This window comes from Polaribacter aestuariivivens (assembly GCF_005885675.1).
Classification (GTDB): domain Bacteria; phylum Bacteroidota; class Bacteroidia; order Flavobacteriales; family Flavobacteriaceae; genus Polaribacter; species Polaribacter aestuariivivens.
In genome coordinates this window covers 1-25,003 of sequence record NZ_VANR01000001.1, presented here as the reverse complement: position 1 = coordinate 25,003, position 25,003 = coordinate 1, and the positions used below count along the sequence as shown (strand labels likewise).

Sequence of the window (25,003 nt, the reverse complement as noted above, 5' to 3'; positions counted from 1 at the left end):
TTATAAAAATAGCATTTTTAAAAGTTCTTAAACTTTATTTTAAAAAAGTCTTCTATCTGGTGGTTTGTTTTTATCCCATTTTAAATCTGCTAAAACAGAAGATTTTACACCAATAAAAAAGGTGTAAGAAGAGTTTGTTCCAAAAGGAACCCAGTTGAAATTAAATTGCCAGCTATCTAAATCTCTAGTAAAATTAAATCTAGAAAACGTAAACGCACCACCTTTAAAGTCGTAACCAGAAGAATATCCAACTTTCCATTTAGGTGATAGTTCTAAATTTCCACTAAAAATTAAACTGTGAACACCAATATCACCACCATCAACACCATTATTTAAATATGTTGTAGAATATGCTAAGTTGATACTCCAAGGTATGTCTGCATTGTAAAGTTCTGCTGTTTTATTTTTATCTTCTGAAGATGAGTTAATGTTATTTCGTGGACCAAATCTATCTGTAGGGTTTATATCTCCACCAATAATGTCTGGAGGATTATTTCCTGAGTTTGTCGTGTTTTTATCTTTTTTATCATCTTTAGCGTCTTTTTTCTTAAAATCGGCACTAGAAATAGAATAATTTGCAGTTAAACTAGCATTTGTTAGTCTAAAAAGATTCGGATTAAATTCATTAATTCTAACAACGGATCCATTAGAACTTATCGTTTTATAAGGGTCTAAAGAACCATTTAAGTTAATAGCTAATTTGTCTTTAAAAAACCTTGTACCTGCAGAAAAACTTACAGGAGACCATCGTAAACTGTCTGCAGCAATGTTGTATGAGGTATTAAAATTTAGGTTGTTTAAGAGAGTAATTTTTTTGTCCTCTTCATCTGGATCATCAGCAGCCACTTTTGCTTCTAATACGTTATTTACAGTAATACCAATAGTGTTGCTTAACCCTGTAGAAGGTGCTCTGTACAAACTATTATCAAAAATTGTATAATTTTGTACATCTAAAGGGTTTGCACTTTGTTGTACTTCTCTTATAAATTTTGTACCAAAATCTGGTCTATAAGAATAGGAAATAGAGGGTCTTATTGTATGTCTAATTGCTTTTAACTTTCCTTTGTTAATATTAAATGTTCCGTAAATGTTAGTTGATAAACTGGTACCAAAACTATAGGTTCTAAAAGTTTTGAAACCCAGTAAAGAGTCTGTTCTTACTTCATTTTTAATTGGGTCATATTCTTTTTCTATGTAATTAAAGTTCCAAGATTCTTCGTAATTTGCAGTTGGCGATATGGTAAAGTATTTAAATGCTTTTAAATTGGTGTTTGTACCTGTTTTATGTTGCATTCCAGACCTTGCCGTTTCAAACATTTTACTGGTTAAAAAATCATCTTCATTGGTATTGATTAAATATTGACCTTGCATTGTGTAATTGAAACCCATTTTTTGTATTGGATTTTTCTTTACGCCATTTTTTCCAGCAAAAGGGTACACTCTATTCATGTTTAACGTTAAAGATGGTAACGTCATAGTAATAGCATTTGTATTTGTGTTTTGCTGATGTTGTGCAGTAACATTCATATTAAAAGGAGTGCCAACAAAAGTTTTGCTATAGTTTATAGAGCTATTAAAAGTATTTGTTATTGATTGTGAAATATTTGCCTGGTTTAAACTTTCTCTAAAAAAACGACTACTTCCTAAGTTTACAGAAGCTGTAAATCGTGAATTAGGACTTGCTTTTGAATCTTGATTGTGAGACCACCGAACATTAAAGTTGTTTGACTTTGCAAAATCGTCAAATCCACGAATACCATTTATATTATTTTCAAAATTAAAACTAAAAGATCCATTGAAACGATATCTTTTGTTGTAGTTAGAACTTGCCCTAAAGCCCCAACTTCCATTAGAGTAAGCATCACCTAAAAGAGTTAAATCTACATAATCACTAATAGCAAAATAATACCCTCCGTTTTGAAAACCTATACCTCTTTCAGAACTACCGGTGTCAAAAGCAGGAATTAAAAAACCAGAAACACTTTTTTCTGATAGTGGAAAATAAGCAAAAGGTAAAAAAACAGGTGTTGGTATATCCACCAAAACCAAATTACTAGATCCTACAATAATTTTTTTTCCAGGAACTAATTTTGCTTTATTTGTGGCGATATAATAATCTGGATTTTCTTTTTCAGACGTGGTAAAACGTATTTTTCGAATATAAATGGTAGAATCATTAACCCTTTTTGTTTTTTCTCCATAGGTGTACATTTCACCTTGTTGGGTTTTTAAACCATAAATAATAGCTCTTTTACTCTTAAAATTGTAAATAATTGAATCTTGTTCAGACTCCTCATTACCCTGTTTAAAAACAGGACGTTGTACATAGCCTGTGCTATCAATAATTCCTTTTGCAAAAAGCGTGTTTTTCTTGTAATCAACAACAATAATTCCTGCTTTTAAATCAATATCAGTATAGGTTATGTTTGCTTCGTTGTAAAGTGTAACTGTTTTATTTTTAGCATCTTGTATAGTGTAGTCTGTAGCAACATGTGTTATAATGTCTTCAATAGTTTCTTTTGGCTTGATGGAATCTGTAACAGTTGTATCTTTCTTTTTTAAAGCTAAATCATTATTTTTAATTTTTAAAATACTATCAATTTTTGAAGTAGGAATAGTATCTTTTTTACCTAATGGAACAACCGTTTTTTTAATTGGTTTTATGTCTTGAGAAAACCCAAACTTTATAAAAAAGAAGCAGCAAAATAAAAGTATGTATGATAGGTTTGTTTGCAATGCTTTAAATACTATTTTTGTAAATGAATAAAAAAATGGCTCAATAATTGAAGCTCAAATTATAGTTGTCAAAATTAATTAAATTTTATTGATGCAATCCCAACAAAAACACAAAAATATTATTAATAAAAGAAAACTTCTTTTTTTCTTCTCAGTTTTTATTTTTTTGCTGAATCCAAACTGCATGTTTTCACAAAAAAAATATACAGTTGTTTTAGATGCTGGTCATGGTGGAAAAGATCCTGGTAATTTAGGAAACGGTTATAAAGAAAAAAATATTGCTTTAAAAGTTGCTTTAAAAGTTGGCGAAAATTTAAAGCGTTATAAAGATATTAAAGTTCTTTACACAAGAAAAACAGATGTAAAAATAGAATTATGGAAAAGAGGAGACATTGCCAACAACGCTAAAGCTGATTTATTTGTATCCATACATTGTGACTCTCACACCTCAAATGCATATGGGGCAGGAACTTTTGTATTAGGGTTAAGAGGTAACAAAAAAAACCTAGAAATTGCCAAGCGAGAAAATGCTGTAATTCTTTTAGAAGATAATTTTAAAGATCGTTATAAAGGTTTTGACCCTAACTCTGCAGAGTCTGTAATTGGATTGTCTTTATTGCAAGAAGAAAATTTAGATAAAAGTTTAGCTCTAGCAAGTATTATTCAAAATAATTTTGCTTTAAAATTAAAAAGAAATGATCGTAAAGTAAAACAAGATAATTTTCAAGTTTTAAGAGAAACCATTATGCCGAGTGTTTTAGTAGAACTTGGTTTTTTAACAAATAAAAAAGAAGGTAGGTATTTAAACTCCAAAAAAGGACAAACACAAATGGCAAAAGCAATTGCAGATGCTATTTATAATTATATTAATAATTTAAAATTAAATACAGTTATAGAAGAAGCTACAACTGAAGATGGTGTAAAAGCATCAAACGAAGTAGAATTTAAAGTTCAAATAGCTTCTGGTAAAAATAATATTGCCACAAAACCGTATAATTTTAAAGGTTTAAAAGATGTTGAAAGAGTAAAAGTTGGAGCTTTTTATAAATATTATTACGGAAATTCAACTTCTTTCAATAGGGTAAAAGCGTCCTTAAAAATTGCAAAATCAAAAGGTTATAAAACTGCTTTTATAGTTGCTTTTAAAGGTGGTGAAAAAATATCTGTTACAGAAGCATTAAAAATGAAGTAAATTTAAGGCTTACTCCTAAAAAATATTAGTAATATTGTATTAGAAATAAAAAAATATGTCAAAAGAATTTAAAACAGGTCTTATAGCACTTGTAATTATTATAGGTTTTATTTGGGGTTATAATTTTTTGAAAGGTCAAAATTTATTTGATACTGGAACTCGAATTTTTAAAGTTGAATACGGTAAAATTGGAGGTTTAACAAGGTCTAGTGCAGTAACAATTAACGGACTAAAAGTAGGTAAAGTAGATAAAATAGAATTTAACACTACCAAAGAAAAAAGAGGCCATTTAATAGTAACTTTTATTGTTGAAAACGAATTTCAATTTTCTAAAAAAAGTATCGTAAAAATTTACTCACCAAATCCGTTAAGTGGCTCAAATTTAGCAATTGTACCTAATTATGAAGGCGAAATGGCTGTTTCTGGAGATGTTTTACAGGGTGAAATGGAAGAAAGTTTATTTACTTCTATTGGAGAGCGTTTAAATCCATTGCAACAGAAAATAGAAAAAGTAATAGTTAGAGCAGATACCCTTTTTAGCGGTATTAATAAAATTTTAAATGACGAGACTGTAGACGGTATAAACAATTCTGTATCTAATCTTGCAGCAACCATTGCAGATATTAGAAGTACGATACAACATGTAAATTCTTTAGTGGTAGATAATCAAGAAAATTTAAAAGTTACTTTTGAAAACACTAGAAACATTACAGAAAATTTCAGTAAATTATCAGACAGTTTAACTACAGTAAATATCAATCAAATTGTTCAAAAGGCAGAAAATGCAGTCGATAATTTTAATGAGCTTTCTAAAAAAATAAATTCTGGTGATGGCTCTATTGCAAAATTAATCAATGACAAAAAAATGTATAACAACTTAGAAGCCGCAACCAAAGAATTGGAAGAACTTTTAAGAGATATAAAACTAAATCCAAAAAGATACGTTCATTTTTCTATTTTCGGAAAAAACCCAGGACCTTATGAAGAGTTGGAAAAAGTAAAAGAATAATTTTAAAATAGTATTTGCATGCAATACCTACCAAACATACTTTTTGCAATAGCATTAATAGCTGGTATCAGCTTCTTTGCAATTAATATTCGTAAACTTTTTAGAAACATCAATTTAGGAAAAGATGTTGATAGAACAGATAATAAATCACAACGTTGGAAAAACATGATAAAGATTGCATTAGGGCAATCAAAAATGGTTAGAAGACCATTTTCTGGTTTTTTGCACGTTATCGTATATGTAGGTTTTATAATTATAAATATTGAAGTTTTAGAAATAATAATTGATGGACTTTTTGGAACTCACAGAATTTTTCAAGGGTTTTTAGGAGACGCCTTTTATGGCTTTTTAATAGGAACATTCGAAATTTTAGCTGCTTTAGTTTTTGTAGCTGTAATATTATTCTGGACTAGAAGAAATATTGCAAACATCAAGCGTTTTTTAAGTAGAGAAATGAAAGGTTGGCCAAAAACAGATGGTAACTTAATTTTATATTTTGAAATGGTGTTAATGACACTGTTCTTGGTTATGAATGCCACAGACGTACCTTTTCAACAAGCAGGAATTGGAAATCCAATCAGCCAATTTATAGCACCTTTATTTGACAGCTTTTCAGCAGAAAGTTTACATTTAATAGAAAGAACTGCTTGGTGGATACACATTTTAGGAATATTAGTTTTCTTAAATTATTTATATTATTCAAAACACTTACACATTCTTTTAGCGTTTCCAAACACGTTTTATGCAAATTTAAAACCAAAAGGACAGTTTAACAATTTAGAAGCTGTAACCAACGAAGTAAAGTTAATGATGGATCCAGATGCAGATCCTTATGCAACTCCAGAGCCAGGAACAGAAGAGGTAGTTCCAGAAAAATTTGGCGCTAGTGAAGTTACCGATTTAAATTGGGTACAACTACTAAACGCTTACACATGTACAGAATGTGGACGATGTACATCAGCTTGTCCAGCAAATTTAACAGGTAAAAAACTTTCTCCTCGTAAAATTATGATGGATACAAGAGATCGTTTGGAAGAAGTTGGTAGAAATATCGATGAAAATAATGGAACTTTTAAAGATGATGGAAAGCAATTATTAAACGATTATATCAAACCAGAAGAATTATGGGCGTGTACAAGTTGTAATGCTTGTGTAGAAGAATGTCCTGTAAATATTGATCCACTTTCTATAATTATGGATATGAGAAGATATTTAGTAATGGAAGAAAGTGCAGCACCACAAGAATTAAATATGATGATGACCAACATCGAAAACAATGGTGCACCTTGGCAATACAATCAACAAGACAGGTTGAATTGGGCTAAAGAAGAATAAACAACTTTTCAATTAACAATTATTAATTACGAGTTAATACAATTCATAATTCATAATTCAAAAATTTGTAATTTATGACAGTACCAACAATGGCAGAAATGATGGCTCAAGGCAAACAACCAGAAGTATTATTTTGGGTAGGAGCTGCAGGAAGTTATGACGATAGAGCTAAAAAAATATCAAGAGCATTCGTAAAAATATTACATGCTGCAAAGGTAGATTTTGCAGTTTTGGGAACTGAAGAATCTTCTACAGGAGATGCAGCAAAAAGAGCAGGAAATGAATTCTTGTTTCAAATGCAAGCAATGATGAATATTGAACTGTTAAATGGTTACGAAGTAAAAAAAATAGTTACTTGTGATCCACATTCCTTCAATACCTTAAAAAATGAATATCCAGAATTAGGAGGTAAATACGAAGTGTATCATCATACACAATTCATTCAAAATTTAATTTCAGAAGGACGTTTAAATATAGATGAAAATACTCTACAAGGAAAAAGAGTTACTTTCCACGATCCATGTTATTTAGGAAGAGCCAATGAAGTTTATGAGTCACCAAGAGATTTGATTAGAAGGCTTGGTGTGAATTTAACAGAAATGAAACGTAATAAAAGAACAGCCTTGTGTTGTGGAGCTGGAGGTGCACAAATGTTTAAAGATGCAGAAGCTGGTGATAAAGAAGTTAATGTTTTAAGAACTGAAGATGCTTTAGAAACCAAACCAGAAATTATTGCAACTGGTTGTCCTTACTGTAACACAATGATGACAGATGGAATTAAATTTAAAGAAAAAGAAGCAGAAGTTGCGGTTAAAGATATTGCAGAATTAATTGCAGAAGCTAATAATTTATAAGATGAAAAATTTACTTCTCGTATTTTGCTGTATCATTTTTTTATCTTGTAGTAAAAACGAGAAAAAAGAAGAAGCTCCTATTGAAAAAATAGAAGTAAAAGACAGTATTACAATCCCTGAAAAAGATGAAATTATTACTGCTCCAAAACTAGTATTTACTGTACAAATCGCAGCTTTAAAAAACGAAAATGAAGCTTTAGCAAATCTTAATGATGTACAAGTTTTTCAAGAAGACTCATTCACAAAGTACAGAATTGGTAGTTTTGAAACCTATTTAGAAGCACAAAATTTTAGAAACCAAATACGTAAAAAGTATAAAGGTGCATTTATACAAGCTTTAAAAAACAATAATCCTATTTCTATTCAAGAAGCACTGCAATAATACTTTTGTATGACAAATTCTTTTCAAAATATTTTAGTTACTTCTTTTCCTGATATTTCAGAAATAACATTTAAAAATATTGAAAAAAAGTATTTAAACGTTATTATAATCAATACAATTTTTATTTTTTTACTATTATTTATAGCCGTTTTTTTTGCTGTTTATAAAGATATTTTCAATCTAAAAGAATACAAATTTTGGCTATATGTTTTATATACTGTAATTTTAGTATTTACCCTTTTCATAAAAATAGTTGGTTTTAAAAAAAGAAAATTTGCAGTTAGAGAAAAAGATATTTCTTACAAAAATGGTATTTTTTTTAAAAAACTAACCACAGTTCCTTTTAACAGAGTTCAGCATGTGGAAATAGATCAAGGCCCAATTGCTCGTTTTTTTGGTTTGGTAACTTTAAGTGTTTTTACAGCTGGTGATAGTAGTGACGATTTAAAAATTCGCGGACTTTTAAGTAAAAATGCTTTAGAAATTAAAGAATTCATCAGTAATAAAATAGATGGATAATTCAGAAAATTTCAGTCAGTTTAGAAGGCAATCTAAAAAAGGAATTCTTGTAATTTACATTAACTTACTTTACAAAGTATTAAAAGCTTTTTGGATTTTACTTTTTTTATTCATTCAACGTTTTTCCAAAATTTCAGAAACCACGTTAACTTATATTTATTTAGGAGTAGGTTTCTTACTACTTTTCTTTTTTATTAGGGCCTTTTTAATTTTTAAAAACTTTCAATTTAAAATAGAAAACAATCACTTTATTTTAAAAAAAGGAATCATTAGTAAAACAAATACTTCCATTTCTTTTGATAGAATTCAAAATATAAACTTCAAACAAAATATTATTCAACAAATAATAAATGTTCATGAAGTAAATATTGAAACAGCAGGTTCTAGTAAAGCAGAAATTTCTATTAAAGCACTGTCTTTTAAAGAAGCAAAAGCATTAAAGCAAGCCATTACTATTTACGATAAAAAAATAACTACAGAAGAAGCTGTTTTAGCAGAAAAGCCTTTTTTAAAAGTTGGATTTTTGGCACTTTTAAAAGTGAGTCTTACTGAAAACCATCTACAAAGTTTACTGCTTTTATTTGCAATTTTAGTAGGTTTTTACCAGCAAATAGATGAGCTTTTTAAAGGTTTGGGCAAAAGAGATTTGTTGGATAGTTTTATATCAGAAAACACCTCTGTTTTAGAGTCTAGCGTAATTTTAATTGTTGGCTTTCTTATACTTTTAACAATTATAGCTGTATTAAGTTCTGTATTTCGTATTTTTTTAAAACATTTTAATTTAACAGTTTACATTAAAAATAATGCGTTAGAAATTTATCAAGGCTTAACAACAAAAAACTCAGTAATTTTAAAAAAAGGAAAAGTACAGCACATTACTATTTCAAGCAATCCAATTAAAAAGAAATTAGGTATTTCATTTATTACTTTCAAACAAGCAATTAGCGGAAAAGTAAATAAAAAACAAGAAAAGGTTATTAAAATTGTTGGTTGTAAAAACAAACAGGTTTCAGAAATTAAAAACTTACTTTTTCCAGAAGAAAACGTAACAAATTACGACAAAAACTTACCAGATTCTTATTTTAGATATCGAATGTATTTTAGAAGTTTCTTTTTAATTTTAGTAATAAACTTGGGCTTGTTTTTTGCATTTGAGAATTATTATGTTTTTGGGTTAAACGCCGTAATTTTACCAATTTTCATATTGATTATAGAAAAAACCTACAAGAAACGATATTATCTTTTTAGTGAGGAATTGTTATTGGTAGGTCAAGGCAGTATAGAAACACACAAAACGTATTTGCCTTTTTTTAAAGTTCAAAATATAAAACTGAAGCAAACCATTTTTCAGGCAAGAAAAAATGTGGCAGATCTTGTTTTTCAAACAGCATCAGGTAAAATTAAAATTCCTTGTATTTCAATGGAAAAAGCATTAAAAATATATAATTATACATTGTTTAAAATTGAAACAAGCCAAAAATCATGGATGTAAAAAGTTTTATAAAAGCAGCACGTTTACGAACTTTACCTTTGTCTGTTTCTGGAATTATTGTGGGAAGTATTTTGGGAAATCATTTTTCTTTAATGCATTCAGATAGTTTTTGGGGATGTTTTGGTTATCCTTCAGTATTGACTTCTGAAATTTTCTGGTTAGCAATTTTAACCACCATTGGTTTTCAAGTTTTATCAAACTTTGCGAATGATTATGGTGATGGTATTAAAGGTTCAGACAAAAATAGAACAGGAGAAGCACGTATGGTTTCTTCTGGAGCCATCACACCAAAACAAATGAAAATGGCAATGATAATTACCACAATCATCACATTAATTATTGCTTTACTTTTAATTTATGTTGCATTTGGGATTGAAAACTTTGGATATTCCATCTTATTTTTTGTTTTAGGAATAGCCTCTATTGCAGCAGCTATAAAATACACAGTAGGTAACTCAGCTTATGGTTACAGTGGTTTTGGTGATGTTTTTGTATTTCTGTTTTTTGGTTTATTAAGTGTTGTTGGAAGTTATTTTTTATATACAAAACAAATCGACTTTAAAATATTTTTACCAGCAATTTCTATAGGTTTGTTAAGTACAGCAGTTTTAAATTTGAATAATTTAAGAGATAGAGAAGAGGATGAAAAAAACAATAAAAATACATTGGTTGTAAAATTAGGCTTCCAAAAAGCAAAAAAATACCATTATTTTTTAATTTTTGGAGCATTAATAACAACTTTAATTTACGTGTTTTTAAATTTTAAATCCATTTATCAATTGGTATTTTTAATTGCGTTTGTACCTTTGATTAAAAATGTAAAAACGGTTGCAGAAAATAAGATTCCTGCAGCATTAGACAGTGAATTAAAAAAAGTAGCACTCAGTACATTTTTGTTTGCAATACTATTTGCAGTAGGGCAAACAGTATTTTAAAAGATAATATTTATGAAAGCAATAAAAATAATTTTAGGCATTATTACAGTGCTGGTTTTAGCCTTTTTTGTGACAGGTTTGGTTGTAAAAGAAACAAAATACACAGCAACAGTTTCTGTAAATAAACCTGTTGAAGAGGTTTTTGATGCATTTATAAAAATTGACAGTGTTAAAAATTGGATTCCAGAAGTTCAATCAGTAACAACAATTAATAAAAATCCAGGTATAACAGGTAGTATTTATGATGTAGTAGTTTTAACTCAAGGTCAAGAAATAAAAATGACTGAAAAAATTATGGCATACGTACCTAATGAAAAGGTTACTTTGTTTTTTGATGCCGAAAACATGTTAAAAAAGGACGATTATATTTTTACCGATGAAAATAATACAACAACCATTACGCTAAGCGCAAGTTGTAAGAGTGACTCTTACATTATGGCGTGTTTATTTCCATATTTTAAAAGTACTTTTCAAGAACAAGATCAAAGCTATTTAAATAATTTTAAAAAGTATATTGAAGAAGAAAAAAACCAGTAATAACAGTTTTTCTATAATTTAGCAACAATTTTACTTTGATAAAAGCAACGTACAAAAAATACATTCTCAATTTTAAAAATCCAAGTGGAACTTCTCGCGGAATTTTAAAAACAAAAGAAACTTGGTTTATTTTTTTAGAAGAAAATAACAAAACAGGAGTTGGAGAAACTGGTTTATTTAGAGGTTTAAGCATTGACGATGTTCCAAATTATGAAGAAAAATTAAAATGGGTTTGTAAAAACATCAATTTAGGCTTAGAAAAATTATTACTAAAAGTCAATCACTATCCATCTATTCAATTTGGTTTAGAACAGGCATTTTTATCCTTGAAAAGTAATCATCAATTTGAGTTATTTCCTTCTGAATTCACGAAAGGAAATCAAGTAATTTCAATAAATGGCTTGGTTTGGATGGGAGATAAAAACTTTATGAAAGCACAAATTAAAGAAAAACTAAAAACAGGTTTTTCTTGTATTAAGATGAAAATTGGTGCCATAAATTTTGATGAAGAAATCAATTTATTAAAATCCATAAGAAATGAGTTTTCAGCAGACGAAATTGAGTTACGAGTTGATGCAAATGGAGCGTTTAAACCAGAAGAAGCACTTCAAAAGTTAGAAAAATTAGCAACTTTAAATTTACATTCTATAGAACAACCCATCAAACAAGGTCAGTTGCAAGAAATGGCTTTATTATGCGAAAAAACACCTTTAGCAATTGCCTTGGATGAAGAGTTAATTGGAGTGTTTTCATCTGAAGAAAAAAAGCAAGTAGTAGAAATCATAAATCCACAATATATTATTTTAAAACCAAGTTTAATTGGCGGATTTTTTGGAAGTAAAGAATGGATTCAGTTAGCAGAAAATAAAGCTATAAATTGGTGGATTACATCAGCACTAGAAAGCAATATTGGGTTAAATGCCATTGCACAATTTACTTATACATTAAACAATAAATTGCCACAAGGTCTTGGAACAGGAAGTTTATTTACAAATAATTTCGATAGTCCTTTAGAAGTAAAAAACGGAACATTACAATATAATAAATCCAAAAACTGGAATTTTAATCTATAAAAAATGAATTTTATTCAACAAGCATATAAAGGAAAAAACGAATGGTATCATTGGGTACTTACCATTGTTTTAATATTTTTTGGCTGGCAAATATTAGGAGCAATTCCTTTGGTAATGGCAGCTGCAGCAAAATCAGAAAATTTATCACAGTTTACGGAATTTGCACAAAATAATTTTATGACTGCAGGTTTAAATAAAAATTTTTTACTTTTTTTAATGATTTTTACCTTTTTTACAGGACTAATTTTTTTATGTATTGGAATAAAGTACATTCATAAAAGAACCATAACATCATTAATAACTAGTAGAAAAAAAGTAGATTGGAAACGTTTTTTTTACGCGTTTTTTGTTTGGGGTATTATTGCAATTGTAATGTCTTATATTGGAATTTTATTAGCACCAGAAAACTATATTTGGAATTTTAAAGCAAGTCCATTTTTTATTTTAGTAGCAATTTCATTTCTATTCATTCCATTTCAAACAAGTTTAGAAGAACTACTTTTTAGAGGTTATTTTATGCAAGGAATTGGGATTTCTACAACTAGTAAAAAATTCCCTTTTTATTTACTTTATATTTTGTTTTCTATTGTTATCATATTTTTTCTAAATAAAATATTTAATTACGATATAATGAATATGACAATTGTTTCTATTGCAATTCTCTTATTATTAATTTTTTTAAATGATTCTAATTTGTTCTTAAAAATTTTTAATTCAGAATTTAATAAATTACTCAATATCTTTTTTAACTCTAGATTAACCCCTTTGTTAATCACCTCAGTAGTTTTCGGTTTGTTGCATAGTGCAAACCCTGAAGTTGCAAAATTAGGGCAAATAACAATGGTTTTTTATATTGGAACTGGTTTGTTGTATGGTATTGTAACGTTAATGGATGAAGGAACTGAACTAGCATTAGGTTTGCACGCCATAAATAACATTGTGGCAGCTTTTTTTATCACTACAGATTGGACAGTTTTTCAAACTGATGCTTTGTATATTGATACTTCTGAGCCTTCCGTAACTTGGGAAATGTTTATACCAGTTTTTGTGCTATATCCACTTTTATTAATTCTTTTTTCTAAAAAATATGGTTGGAAAAACTGGAAAGAAAAACTAGCAGGTAAAATTGTTGAGCCAGTAAATTTAAAAGAAAACTATAAAATTTTAAACGATATTGAAACAGAATAAATTTCATAAAGAGTTTCAATTAAATAACACTTCATTTTCAACAGTTGATGAGTTATTGTCGTTTACAAAAAATAAATATGATGACGTTTATCAATTTTTAAAAGAATGGTTTTCTATAGAAAATGAGATTGTTGTTCAAACGTCAGGTTCTACAGGAATACCAAAATCAATTTTACTTCAAAAAAGTAAAATGTTACAATCAGCTTTGGCAACTGGATTGTTTTTTCATTTAAAACCCAATACAACAGCTTTGTTGTGTTTACCAATTAAATATATTGCTGGTAAAATGATGTTGGTAAGAGCATTGAGTTTAGGTTGGCATTTAGATGTTGTTGCACCAAATTCTAATCCTTTATTAAATATTCAGAAAACCTACGATTTTTCAGCAATGATACCTTTACAGGTGCAAAATTCAATTGATAAATTACACAATATTAAAAAGCTAATTGTTGGTGGAGGTGTGGTTTCTAATCAGCTTCAAGAAAAATTGCAAAGTGTTTCTACGGAAGTTTTTGCAACCTATGGTATGACAGAAACCATCACACATATTGCAGTAAAAAAAATAAATCAATTTTCAGGATTAAGTGAAAACGAAAAACAATCTTTTTATAAAGTGCTGCCTAACATTACAATTTATAAAGACGAAAGAAATTGCTTGGTCATTAAAGCTCCAAAAATTACAGATGATGTTATTTTTACAAACGACGTTGTGAATTTAATTTCAGATATTCAGTTTGAATGGTTAGGTCGTTTTGATAATGTAATAAATTCTGGAGGTGTTAAGCTTCACCCAGAAAAAATTGAAGAGAAATTAGCTAAAATAATTAGTAAGCGTTTTTTTGTAGCTGGAGTTTCTGATCAAAAACTGGGCAAAAAGTTAATTTTAGTAATTGAAGGAAATGAAATTTTTAATTACAAGAAAGAAAATTTAATTCCAATTCTAAAAAATACAAAAACACTTCATAAGTTTGAAATTCCAAAAGAAGTTTACTTTGTAAATACTTTTATAGAAACAGCAACAGGAAAAATTCAACGAGAAAAAACGCTCAAATTAGCAATTAACTAATACTTAAGAGATAATCTCTCAAATCCATATCTTCATTTAAATTTATTTTTTTCTTAATTCTGTACCTTGCAGTTTGTACAGATCTTGGATCAATCAAAAGAATTCTTGCAATTTCTTTAGTTTGCATATGTAATTTTACAAACATACAATGCCTTAATTCAGTTTCAGATAATGTCGGGTGTAAAGCTATCAATTTTTCATAAAAACCACTGTATACAGCATTAAAATGCTCTTTTAAAATCTCCCAATCTTCATCTCTCTCCAAAACATAATCAATTTGCTTTAAAATATTATTTATGGTGGATTTGTCTTTGGTTTCAATACCTTTTATATCGGCTTTAATTTCTTTAAAATATTGTTTATTATGCAGTATGTTAGTAGTTAACGTAATCATTTCTTTTTCTTTTTCTAATATTTGATTAGAAATAGCAGCAAGTTTTTTTTCATTTTTACGTTTGCTATTATTTTTACTTTGAATTAAAAAATAATAGCCTATTAAAGAGAGTATAAATAAAATACTTGTTAAAAATAACGAAGTTTTTAAATTACTATTATTGTTTTCTAAAAGCTCATTTTGCATGATTAATTTATCAAACTCAAACTTTTCATTTAAATCTTCAATTTTTGTTAATAATTCTGAGTTTAACTTGTTTTTTTTATCAACTAATACAGTTAATATCTCTGGATTATCATGACCTATTAATTCTAGGTCGAAAATACAATCACTAGATGATTCATATGCTTGATGTATAGAAACACTAATAATAGCTTCATTTTTAGTAAAAATGGTATTATCAAAAATGTATGAAAAATATTTGTCTTCTATTTTTCCATCTATAACATCTGTAGCAAATGTTTTTCCTGTTATAGAAAGATTGGGCATGTTGTCTCTAAATATTTCTTTACCATCAATGTAAAGAACAATACCATCATCTTTTTGTACTTTAAATTCGTAGGCAACATAGTTGTTTGCATCAATATTAATTTTTTTCTTAAAATATTTAGTGATGTGTTTTTTCTCCTTATTTCCTCCAAAGCTAATTTCGGTTTTTATTTTTGAATCACCATAACCTATTGGAGAAGCACCTATATTCCAATTGGATAAGTCGTTAGAAAGCATCCAGTTTTCGTCTAAGTAACCTTGGTCATAATAATACCAATCACTTCCATTTCTAATTACTACTTCTTGTGCATTTATAAAAAAGTTAGTAAAATAAATACTTAAAAAGAATAATATATAGTGTTTCTTAATTTGTTCCATTATTTAGTAAAAAAAAATAAATATCGAGCAAATATAGTAGATTTTATAGATAAAAATGGGTCTTGTAGTAGTTTAGATGTAATTTTATTTTGCAAAATTGGAAATGTTATTCTATTTTTGTATCATAAAATTGAATAAGACTAAATATTGTATTGGGGGATAGAATATTTACACAGTTAGAATTCAGAATGAAAGTCGTGATTTTAAAATCACGACTTTCTATTTTTAAAACAACTTACTAACTGAATTAAGTTGTTAACTTCCATTTCATAGTAGTTTACTCATTTTGTATTTCTTAGTCTTTTCTTTGAATGTAGTTTTACATAAATCTTATAAACTACAATTATGTTAAAACAATTTATGTATCTGTTATTAATACTCACAATATCAATAACTCAAGCACAACAAAAAACAATTACAGGTATAGTTTCCGATAACTCTGGCATTTTAGCAGGAGTTTTAATCAAAGTAAAAGGTACAGTAACTGGAACAGAATCTGATTTTGATGGTAAATACACTTTAAACGCTAAAATTAGAGATACATTATTATTTACCTATTTAGGATACAAACAAGTTCAAAAAATTGTAGGAAGGTCAAACGTGATTCATGTAAAAATGATAGAACAAGCAAATGCTTTAGATGAAATAGTAGTTGTTGGGTATGGAATTGAAGCAGAAAGAAGTTTTACAAGTGCAGTTAGAGGTGTTTCTGTTGTAGATGATACAGAATCATATAGTCATAAAACAATAGAAAACTACAAACCTCAATCTGGACAATTAACAGCTGGTGAAATTAATGATTTTGAAAATTGGTTAGACTGGAAAAAGCTTTATAAAAATAAAGATTTTATAAAAGTAAAAAACCAATGGAATTTTAATGTAAAAAATTATATAGAAGTTTTTGTAAAAGATATAAATAACAAACCCATTACAAATGCAACAGTTTTACTTTTAAATGATGAACATATAGTGATTGGTAAAACTAAAACCGATGTTTTTGGAAAAGCTATTTTATTTAGAGAAAAAGGCAAATATCATACTGTTCAAGCACTTCATAATAATGAAATTAAAGGACTAAAAGTTACCTCAAATCATCAAAAAATAAATTTTACTTTTTTAAAAAGTATCGAAAATTATGATATTGATATTATGTTTACGATAGACGCTACAGGTTCTATGGGAGATGAAATTGATTATTTAAAATCAGAGATAGAAAATATTATAAATAGAGTAGATACAAGTATTCAAAGTAAAAGAGTTGGCTTAACTTTTTACAGAGATATAGGTGATGCTTATGTGGTTAAAGACTTTGATTTTACCACCAATATTAAAACTGTAAAACACAATTTATCACAACAATATGCAAGTGGAGGAGGAGATTATGAAGAAGCTGTTGAAAAAGCATTGCAAGTATCATTATCAAAATCTTGGAATGAAAAAGCAACTGCTAAATTGTTATTTTTATTATTAGATGCTCCACCTCATTACAATCAAGAAAATGTAAAAATTATTAAAAACGCTATTAAAATAGCTCAAGAAAAAGGAATTAAAATTATTCCAATAGTTGCAAGTGGAGCAGATAAAACTGTGGAGTTTTTAATGCGTTTTTTTAGTATTTCTACAAATGGAACTTACGTTTTTTTAACTGATGATAGTGGTATAGGAAACTCACACTTAAAACCTACATCTGATAATTATAAAGTTGAAAAGTTAAATGACTTAATAGTAAGGTTGATAGAAAAATATGCTGGAATTTAATTCAATAAAAAAAATCTGCAAAAGCAGATTTTTTTTATTATTTACATTTCCATAGAGTGATAAACGTTTTGTACATCATCATCTTCCTCTAATTTTTCTAATAACTTTTCAACATCAGCTTGTTGTTCTTCATTTAATTTTACAGTGGTAGTTGGAATTCTTTCAAAACCAGAAGATAAAATTTCAACATTTTTATCTTCAAAATAAGATTGGATAGCGCCAAATTGTTCAAAAGGGGCATAAATAATAATACCTTCTTCATCATCAAAAACTTCTTCTACTTCAAAATCTATCAATTCCAATTCTAGTTCTTCCATATCCATTGTAATATCTTCCTTTTTAACGGTAAAATTACAAGTATGATCAAACATAAAAACAACTGAACCAGAAGTACCTAAACTTCCATCACATTTATTAAATGCGGCTCTTACATTGGCAACAGTTCTGTTATTATTATCTGTAGCGGTTTCTAAAAGAATGGCAATTCCATGAGGTGCGTATCCTTCAAATAAAACTTCTTTATAATCTGCAGTATCTTTATCAGTTGCTTTTTTTATGGCACGTTCAACATTGTCTTTTGGCATGTTTGCAGCCTTCGCATTTTGTATTACTGCACGTAAACGAGAGTTAGATTCTGGATTTGGCCCACCTTCTTTTACAGCCATTACAATGTCTTTACCAATTCTGGTAAATGTTTTAGCCATTGCAGACCAGCGTTTCATTTTTCTAGCTTTCCTGAACTCAAATGCTCTACCCATTTCCTGTAAATATTTTAATTATTAACTACGCAAATGTAGAAATTTGATAGCTGTTTAACAATTATTTACAGGCTGTTTTTTAAAAATATACCTACTTATAGGTATAGATTTTTTTGTAGCCTGAAATATCTTTGTTTATTAATATAAAACACTTTTTAAATATGAAAAAAAATACTTTTTTACTTTTTGTATGCTTTACTGTTTCAATTTTAGGGCAAGACAAATTAACATCTAATGTAAACCAATTTTATGATGGTGTAAATTGGGTAAATAATAATAGATCAACTTATATATATGATGCTAGTAACAATTTGACTGAAGAAGCTTATTTTAGTTGGAACAGTATGAATGCTTCATGGGATTTAAATGCAAGAGAAACTTATACCTACAACAGTCAAAATAAAATAATTACGGATACTTATGAAAGTTTAGATTCTTCAGGTAATCCTGAAGATGGTCTTAGAACAAACTATACCTATAATAGTAATAATCAAATTATAGAGTCCATAGATCAAGAAAAAATAAACAATGTTTGGGTAAACGAACACAGAAACACTTTCACATATACTAATAATAAAATTACAGGTTTATTATCGGAAGAATGGAATGGATCTTCTTGGGTATTAGTTACAGAAGGTTCTCAGAGAGATGCTTCTTCTAGAGTTGTGATTAATTATGGTTCAAATAATTTAGTTTCAGAATATACTTATGAAGAATGGAATGGATCTTCTTGGGATTTAGATGGTAGAGATACTTACACATATAATTCAAATAACAAGGCAATACAGAATATTAGTCAAGATTGGAATGGGACTTCATACGTAAATAACTATAAAGCTGAATATACATATGATGGTAATGGTAATTTAATTTTAGAAGAAGATTTTGATTTTGAAAACGGCACTTTTACCAACAGTTATGAAGAGAGCTATACTTTTGACACGAGTAAATTAATGAGCACTATTATAAACCCTTTTAAAGATAAAACAGGTTTTGCAGCTTTAACAGGTGAAGACGAACAATTTGTAAATAAAATAACAGGCTCTTCTACAGGAACTAATGATAGAACAATATATTATTATAATGGAGCAACTGCAAGTGTAGAAGATTTTACAGCCTTAAATTTTAAGGCCTATCCAAACCCAACAAATGGTGTTTTTACAATTAATACTGCAAATTTTGAAGTAGAAAGAATAGACCTATTTAATATTTTAGGTAAAAAAGTTTTTTCGACAAACCAAAAACAAGTAGATATTACATCCTTATCACAAGGGTTTTATTTGCTAAAAGTTCAAACAAAAGAAGGGAAAGTTGCTAGTAAAAGAATTATAAAAAACTAATTTTCTCCCAACCTTAAAAAGTGTTTCTAAGCTCTTTGCTTAGAAATGCTTTTTATTTAATTAATTGATACGATTGTTTCGCAATCTCTATTTCTTCATTTGTTGGAATTACAAGAATTTTTACTTTTGAAGTCGATTTTTGAATTTCTCGAATTTCTTTAGAACGAATTTTGTTTTTAACTTCATCTAAATCAATTCCTAAGAACTCTAAATTTTCGCAAGCTAAACTTCTCATAATTGTTGAATTTTCTCCAATTCCTGCAGTGAAAACAATCGCATCCAATCCATTTAAAATAGCAGCATAGCTTCCTATGTATTTTCTTATTCTATAGCCTGCTAAATTTAATGCGTTTTGGCAATCTTCATTTCCTTTTTCAGCTTTTTCAGATATTTCTCTTAAATCAGAAAAACCAGTTAAACCTAGCATTCCAGATTCTTTCTGCAATAAAGTATTCACCTCCTCAACAGTTTTATTCAACTTTTTCATCAAAAAGAAAATAACAGATTGATCAATATCTCCAGAACGAGTTCCCATAATTAACCCATTCATTGGGCCAAAACCTAAAGAATTCTCTATGCTTTTTCCGTTTTTAATGGCAGACATGCTACAGCCATTTCCTAAATGAATGGTAATAATGTTTTTTGATTTTTCTTCGCCTAAATACTCAGTCGCTTTTTCAGAAACATATTTATGACTTGTACCATGAAAACCATAGGCTCTAATTTTATGCTTGGATAAATATTTATTCGGAATTGCATATTGAAAGGCTTCTTGTGGCATTGTTTGATGAAAAGAAGTATCGAAAATGGCAATTTGTTTTGCAGAAGTAAAAATCGTTTCTGCAATTTCTATTCCTGTTAAATTTGCAGGATTATGTAAAGGTGCCAAATCAAATAAATCTCGAATATTGTCTTTAACTTCTTGTGTAACAACCACAGTTTCGTTGAATTTACTTCCACCATGAACCACTCTATGTCCAACTGCTTTTATTTCATCAACAGTATTTAAAACACCAATTTTTTTGTCTAATAAAGTTTCAGCAATTTTCTGTAAACCAATTTCATGATTCAGTATTGGTAAAATTTCTTGGTGCTTTTCATCATCAATTTCATGATTAAAAATAGCGTCTTCCATTCCAATTCTTTCTACCAAACCAACACATTTTACATGTTGCGAAGGCATTTCTATCACTTGATATTTTAATGAAGAAGAACCTGCATTTAAAACTAAAATATTCATAATTAATCTTGATTTGCTTGAATGGCAGTTAATAAAACCGTGTTAAAAATATCATCTACTGTACAGCCTCTACTTAAATCGTTTACAGGTTTGTTTAACCCTTGCAACATTGGGCCAATAGCCAAAGCACCAGTTTCTCTTTGAATGGCTTTGTACGTATTATTTCCAGTGTTTAAATCAGGGAAAATTAAAACAGAAGCTTGTCCTGCAACTTCAGAATCTGGCATTTTTGTTTTTGCAACAGACATATCTACAGCTGCATCATATTGTATGGGACCTTCAATTTTTAAATCTGGTTTTTTTGCTTTTGCCAATTCAGTCGCTTTTCTTACTTTTTCTACTTCTTCGCCTTTTCCAGAACTTCCAGAAGAGTAAGATAACATCGCTACTTTTGCTGGAATACCAAAGGCTTCTGCAGATGCTGCTGAAGAAATGGCAATTTCCGAAAGTTGTTCTGCATTCGGATTTGGATTTACAGCACAATCTCCCATTACAGAAACTCTGTCTGACAGACACATGAAAAATACAGAGGAAACTACAGAAACTCCTGGTTTGGTTTTAATTAACTGTAAGGCTGGTTTTATGGTGTGCATTGTTGTGTGAACTGCTCCAGAAACCATTCCATCTGCCAAACCATTTAAAATCATTAATGTTCCATAATAAGAAACGTCTCTGGTTAAATCTACAGCAGTAGTTTCTGTTAAACCTTTGTGTTTTCTTGCTTCAAAAAGAGTGTTTGCAAAGTCTTTATTATGAATAGAATCTTCTGGATTAAGAATGTTTAACTTGTCTAAGTCTATTTGAATTCCTAATTGATCGCACTTTAACTGTATGGTGTTTCTATCTCCTAAAAGTGTTAAATCTACAATGTCTAATAATTGTAAACGTGCAGCAGCAGTTATAATTCGTTCATCATCTCCTTCTGGCAACACAATATGTTTTTTATGAATTCTTGCTTTTTGCAATAAATTATATTGAAACATGCTTGGTGTCATTTTAACAGAGGTATAGGAGGTTAAAATATTGGTTAAACCTTCTGCATTTACAAATTTATCAAACGTATCTAATGATAATAATATTTTTTTGTTATGAGTTGCGTAAATTTTAGATTTTACCGAACCAATTTTATTTGAGATGCTAAAAGTACCACCTTCAACAGAAATAATTGGCACTGTAGATTGTACACCTTCAATTAATTTAATGATAGATTCTTCAGGAATTAGTCTTCCTGTTAAAATAATTCCTGCAATTTTCGGGTAATTTTTAGATGAATTAGCTTGTAAAGCACCTAAAATAATATCAGCTCTGTCTCCAGGCGTAATTACCAACGCATTTTCTTTAATTCTTGTGAGATAGTTTCGAAGTTGCATAGCACCAGTACTATAACTTCCAATAGCGTTGTCTAAAAATTGTTCTCCAAATAAAACACGTCCCTTTAATGCTTTTACAACTTCTTTAACTGTTGGGAAAGCTAAAAAATCTACCTTTGGAATAATATCTATTTGAAGTTTATCAGGAAAACTTTTGATGAGTTCTTGTCTAATATAATCTACTTCATCTTCTTCAATTTTATTGGCAATAATTCCAATAACATCCACTTCTTTTTGAATAAATGAGTTGTAAGAAAGTTGCATGGTATTTATAAAATCCTTCTTCTTTTTTCCGTTTCCAGAGCCTACAATTAAAGCAGGAATGTTTAAGTTTTTGGCAATCATTAGATTTACGTCTAATTCTGTGAACCCACCATTTCCAGAAAAATCAGTTCCTTCCACTAAAACATAATCATATTTTGCTTCTAATTTTTTATATTTTTTAATAACATGATGAATCACTTCATCTTCTTGTCCTTCACTTAAAAGCTCTACAACTTCACTTTGAGTATATGCATAACAATCTTTATAATCAATATCTAAATTAAAAAAATTAATAGCTGTATTAGTGTGTTCATCATAACCTTCTGTATTTATTTCGTTAATGATGGGTCTGAAATAACCTACTTTTGCAGATTTTGTTAACATCATTCTTAAAATTCCTAAGGATATTAAAGATTTACCACTATCAGATTCTACAGTAGTAATATATATGGATTTGCTCATTTTTTATTGAATTGTTTTGCAAAAATAAGATATAAAAAAATGACGAATTGTGATATTCGTCATTTATTATTTATAAAAATATAAGTGTAATTTATTAAACTTGCAATACACCCATATTAAATTTCTTTTCGATAGGAGCGTGGTTTGCTGCCTCTATTCCCATAGAAATCCAAGTTCTGGTATCTAATGGGTTTATTACTGCATCAGTCCAAATTCTTGCAGCTGCATAATAAGGTGATACTTGCTTGTCATAACGAGATTTTATTTTGTCAAATAACTCAGCTTCTTTTTCTGGAGTAATTTCTTCACCTTTCTTTTTAAGTGAAGCTGTTTCTATTTGTAGTAAAACTTTTGCAGCTGAATTTCCGCTCATAACTGCTAGTTCAGCAGAAGGCCACGCAACAATTAGTCTTGGGTCATATGCCTTACCACACATGGCGTAATTTCCTGCTCCATAAGAATTTCCAATAACAATGGTAAATTTTGGTACTACAGAATTACTTACCGCATTTACCATTTTTGCACCATCTTTTATAATACCTCCGTGTTCTGATTTTGAACCTACCATAAAACCAGTAACATCTTGTAAGAAAACTAATGGAATTTTCTTTTGATTACAATTGGCAATAAAACGTGTGGCTTTGTCTGCAGAATCGTTATAAATTACACCGCCAAATTGCATTTCTGTAGGTTTGGTTTTTGAAGCGGTGGTTTTTACCAACTTTCTTTGATTTGCAACAATACCCACTGCCCAACCATCAATTCTTGCATAACCTGTTAAAATGGTTTGACCATAACCTTCTTTGTATTGTTCAAATTCCGATTTATCTACCAAACGCTTTATGATTTCTAACATATCATACTGTGCATTTCTTTCTTTGGGTAAAATTCCAAAAATTTCATCCTCTTTTTCTTTTGGTGGAAAAGATGCAGTTTTACTAAAACCAGCTTTGTCGTAATCGCCAATTTTATCAACAATAAATTTTATTTTGTCTAAAGCATCTTTATCGTCTTTTGCTTTGTAATCTGTAACGCCAGAAATTTCACAATGTGTAGTAGCACCACCTAAAGTTTCATTATCAATAGATTCTCCAATTGCAGCTTTTACCAAATAGCTTCCTGCTAAGAATATACTTGCAGTTTTGTCTACAATTAAAGCTTCGTCACTCATAATTGGTAAATATGCACCACCAGCAACACAACTTCCCATTACCGCAGAAATTTGAGTAATACCCATACTACTCATTACTGCATTGTTTCTAAAAATACGTCCAAAATGTTCTTTATCTGGAAAAATTTCATCTTGCATTGGTAAATAAACACCAGCAGAATCAACTAAATAAATAATTGGTAGTTTATTTTCTATAGATATTTCTTGTGCTCTTAAGTTCTTTTTTCCTGTAATAGGAAACCAAGCTCCTGCTTTTACAGTGGCATCATTTGCAACAACAATGCATTGTTTACCTTTAATATATCCAATTTTTACGACAACACCTCCAGAAGGGCATCCTCCATGTTCCGCATACATATCTTCACCTGCAAAAGCTCCAATTTCTATTGATTTTGCATCAGAGTCAAGTAGGTAATCTACTCTTTCACGTGCTGTCATTTTTCCTTTTTGGTGAAGTTTGTCAATTCTTTTTTGACCACCACCTAATTTTACTTTGACTAATCTTTGTCGTAAATCTGATGCTAAAAGTTTATTATAATCTTCGTTTTTATTGAAGTTAAGATCCATAGGAATTCGTTTCTTAGTTTTCAGCTAAAATAAGAAATATTATGATGAAATCATCACACTCAGTTTTTGAAATAGTATAAATGTTTCTTAAACTTTTACCTTCTCAAAAGAGAGAAATTACCTTTTTTGTTAATTGTTGGTTTGGAAGAATCTGCAGGAATTAGCTGAATATTAAACCAATAATCATCAGAAGGTAGTAGTTTTCCGTTGAAAGTTCCATTCCATCCTTGTGAATCAATAGGAATTTGCGCGACTAATTTTCCAAATCTGTTAAAAATATTGATACTTGCATTTGGATAAAAGGTTTTATTAGCGCCTTTAATTACCCAAGTATCATTTCTTCCATCGCCATTTGGGGTAAAGAATTTAGGAAATTGAATTACAGAAACTTGCAGAGTAGCATCTGGAGCACATCCATTTTTATCATTAACAATGATGGTGTAAATTCCGCCTTCTAAATTCTCGAAACTAGGTTCGTCTTGAAATGGAGTAGT

At 29.0% G+C, this 25,003-nt stretch carries 21 protein-coding genes; 14 read left to right on the top strand and 7 right to left on the bottom strand.

Translation table 11 applies throughout. The features are described 5' to 3' along the window. Positions 1–39 precede the first annotated feature (39 nt). On the bottom strand, positions 40–2,736 hold the full coding sequence (locus FDT66_RS00105; RefSeq protein WP_171032282.1) for a putative LPS assembly protein LptD: 2,697 nt from the start codon (positions 2,734–2,736) through the stop codon (positions 40–42). A gap of 91 nt (positions 2,737–2,827) precedes the next feature. On the opposite strand from FDT66_RS00105, the gene FDT66_RS00100 reads away from it, so the two are divergent. From FDT66_RS00100 to FDT66_RS00045, 12 genes are all read left to right on the top strand, one after another. Next, positions 2,828–3,928: an N-acetylmuramoyl-L-alanine amidase family protein gene (locus FDT66_RS00100; protein WP_138534122.1), complete on the top strand. Its 1,101-nt coding sequence runs from the start codon at positions 2,828–2,830 to the stop codon at positions 3,926–3,928. A gap of 55 nt (positions 3,929–3,983) precedes the next feature. After that, complete coding sequence (locus FDT66_RS00095) at positions 3,984–4,937, top strand: MlaD family protein (protein WP_138534121.1); 954 nt, start codon at positions 3,984–3,986, stop codon at positions 4,935–4,937. A gap of 18 nt (positions 4,938–4,955) precedes the next feature. After that, positions 4,956–6,272: a (Fe-S)-binding protein gene (locus tag FDT66_RS00090; RefSeq protein WP_138534120.1), complete on the top strand. Its 1,317-nt coding sequence runs from the start codon at positions 4,956–4,958 to the stop codon at positions 6,270–6,272. Positions 6,273–6,346: 74 nt separating this feature from the next. Continuing rightward, positions 6,347–7,126 carry a (Fe-S)-binding protein gene (locus tag FDT66_RS00085; protein WP_138534119.1) on the top strand — a complete coding sequence of 260 codons (780 nt, stop codon included), beginning with the start codon at positions 6,347–6,349 and terminating at the stop codon, positions 7,124–7,126. A 1-nt stretch (position 7,127) separates the two neighbouring features. Next, positions 7,128–7,508, top strand: coding sequence for an SPOR domain-containing protein (locus FDT66_RS00080; protein WP_138534118.1), 381 nt, complete (start codon positions 7,128–7,130; stop codon positions 7,506–7,508). Positions 7,509–7,517: 9 nt separating this feature from the next. Further along, positions 7,518–8,027 carry a PH domain-containing protein gene (locus tag FDT66_RS00075; RefSeq protein WP_138534117.1) on the top strand — a complete coding sequence of 170 codons (510 nt, stop codon included), beginning with the start codon at positions 7,518–7,520 and terminating at the stop codon, positions 8,025–8,027. Next, complete coding sequence (locus FDT66_RS00070; protein ID WP_138534116.1) at positions 8,020–9,519, top strand: PH domain-containing protein; 1,500 nt, start codon at positions 8,020–8,022, stop codon at positions 9,517–9,519. The genes FDT66_RS00075 and FDT66_RS00070 overlap by 8 nt, the downstream gene beginning before the upstream one ends. Further along, the gene (gene menA / locus FDT66_RS00065) at positions 9,510–10,454 is read left to right on the top strand and encodes a 1,4-dihydroxy-2-naphthoate octaprenyltransferase (protein ID WP_138534115.1); all 945 of its coding nucleotides are present in this window, start codon (positions 9,510–9,512) and stop codon (positions 10,452–10,454) included. Before FDT66_RS00070 ends, menA begins: the two co-directional genes overlap by 10 nt. A 12-nt stretch (positions 10,455–10,466) precedes the next feature. After that, positions 10,467–10,991, top strand: a complete 525-nt coding sequence (locus tag FDT66_RS00060; protein ID WP_138534114.1) for an SRPBCC family protein — start codon at positions 10,467–10,469, stop codon at positions 10,989–10,991. A gap of 35 nt (positions 10,992–11,026) precedes the next feature. Further along, on the top strand, positions 11,027–12,064 hold the full coding sequence (locus FDT66_RS00055; RefSeq protein ID WP_138534113.1) for an o-succinylbenzoate synthase: 1,038 nt from the start codon (positions 11,027–11,029) through the stop codon (positions 12,062–12,064). Positions 12,065–12,067: 3 nt separating this feature from the next. Then, on the top strand, positions 12,068–13,252 hold the full coding sequence (locus FDT66_RS13955; protein ID WP_171032281.1) for a CPBP family glutamic-type intramembrane protease: 1,185 nt from the start codon (positions 12,068–12,070) through the stop codon (positions 13,250–13,252). Then, the gene (locus FDT66_RS00045) at positions 13,239–14,318 is read left to right on the top strand and encodes an AMP-binding protein (protein WP_138534112.1); all 1,080 of its coding nucleotides are present in this window, start codon (positions 13,239–13,241) and stop codon (positions 14,316–14,318) included. Before FDT66_RS13955 ends, FDT66_RS00045 begins: the two co-directional genes overlap by 14 nt. Here the strand turns inward: FDT66_RS00045 and FDT66_RS00040 are convergent. Beyond that, complete coding sequence (locus FDT66_RS00040) at positions 14,311–15,579, bottom strand: helix-turn-helix transcriptional regulator (protein ID WP_138534111.1); 1,269 nt, start codon at positions 15,577–15,579, stop codon at positions 14,311–14,313. The genes FDT66_RS00045 and FDT66_RS00040 overlap by 8 nt on opposite strands. Before the next feature lie 345 nt (positions 15,580–15,924). Here FDT66_RS00040 and FDT66_RS00035 point away from each other — a divergent pair, with 345 nt between their 5' ends. Further along, positions 15,925–17,337, top strand: a complete 1,413-nt coding sequence (locus FDT66_RS00035; protein ID WP_138534110.1) for a vWA domain-containing protein — start codon at positions 15,925–15,927, stop codon at positions 17,335–17,337. A 41-nt stretch (positions 17,338–17,378) separates the two neighbouring features. On the opposite strand, the gene FDT66_RS00030 is transcribed toward FDT66_RS00035, so the two are convergent. Next, complete coding sequence (locus FDT66_RS00030) at positions 17,379–18,095, bottom strand: YebC/PmpR family DNA-binding transcriptional regulator (protein ID WP_138534109.1); 717 nt, start codon at positions 18,093–18,095, stop codon at positions 17,379–17,381. Between the two features lie 161 nt (positions 18,096–18,256). Here FDT66_RS00030 and FDT66_RS00025 point away from each other — a divergent pair, with 161 nt between their 5' ends. Next, positions 18,257–19,435, top strand: a complete 1,179-nt coding sequence (locus tag FDT66_RS00025; protein ID WP_138534108.1) for a T9SS type A sorting domain-containing protein — start codon at positions 18,257–18,259, stop codon at positions 19,433–19,435. Between the two features lie 52 nt (positions 19,436–19,487). On the opposite strand, the gene FDT66_RS00020 is transcribed toward FDT66_RS00025, so the two are convergent. The 4 genes from FDT66_RS00020 to FDT66_RS00005 all read right to left on the bottom strand — a co-directional run. Then, positions 19,488–20,675 (bottom strand): acetate/propionate family kinase, encoded by a 1,188-nt coding sequence (locus tag FDT66_RS00020; RefSeq protein WP_138534107.1) that lies wholly within the window; start codon positions 20,673–20,675, stop codon positions 19,488–19,490. A gap of 2 nt (positions 20,676–20,677) precedes the next feature. Continuing rightward, entirely contained in the window at positions 20,678–22,771 is a 2,094-nt protein-coding gene (gene pta, locus FDT66_RS00015) for a phosphate acetyltransferase (protein ID WP_138534106.1), read from the bottom strand. A 94-nt stretch (positions 22,772–22,865) separates the two neighbouring features. Continuing rightward, positions 22,866–24,509, bottom strand: coding sequence for an acyl-CoA carboxylase subunit beta (locus FDT66_RS00010; RefSeq protein ID WP_138534105.1), 1,644 nt, complete (start codon positions 24,507–24,509; stop codon positions 22,866–22,868). Positions 24,510–24,604: 95 nt separating this feature from the next. Beyond that, positions 24,605–25,003: T9SS type B sorting domain-containing protein (locus tag FDT66_RS00005; protein WP_138534104.1), on the bottom strand; the 399-nt coding region annotated here is incomplete at its 5' end.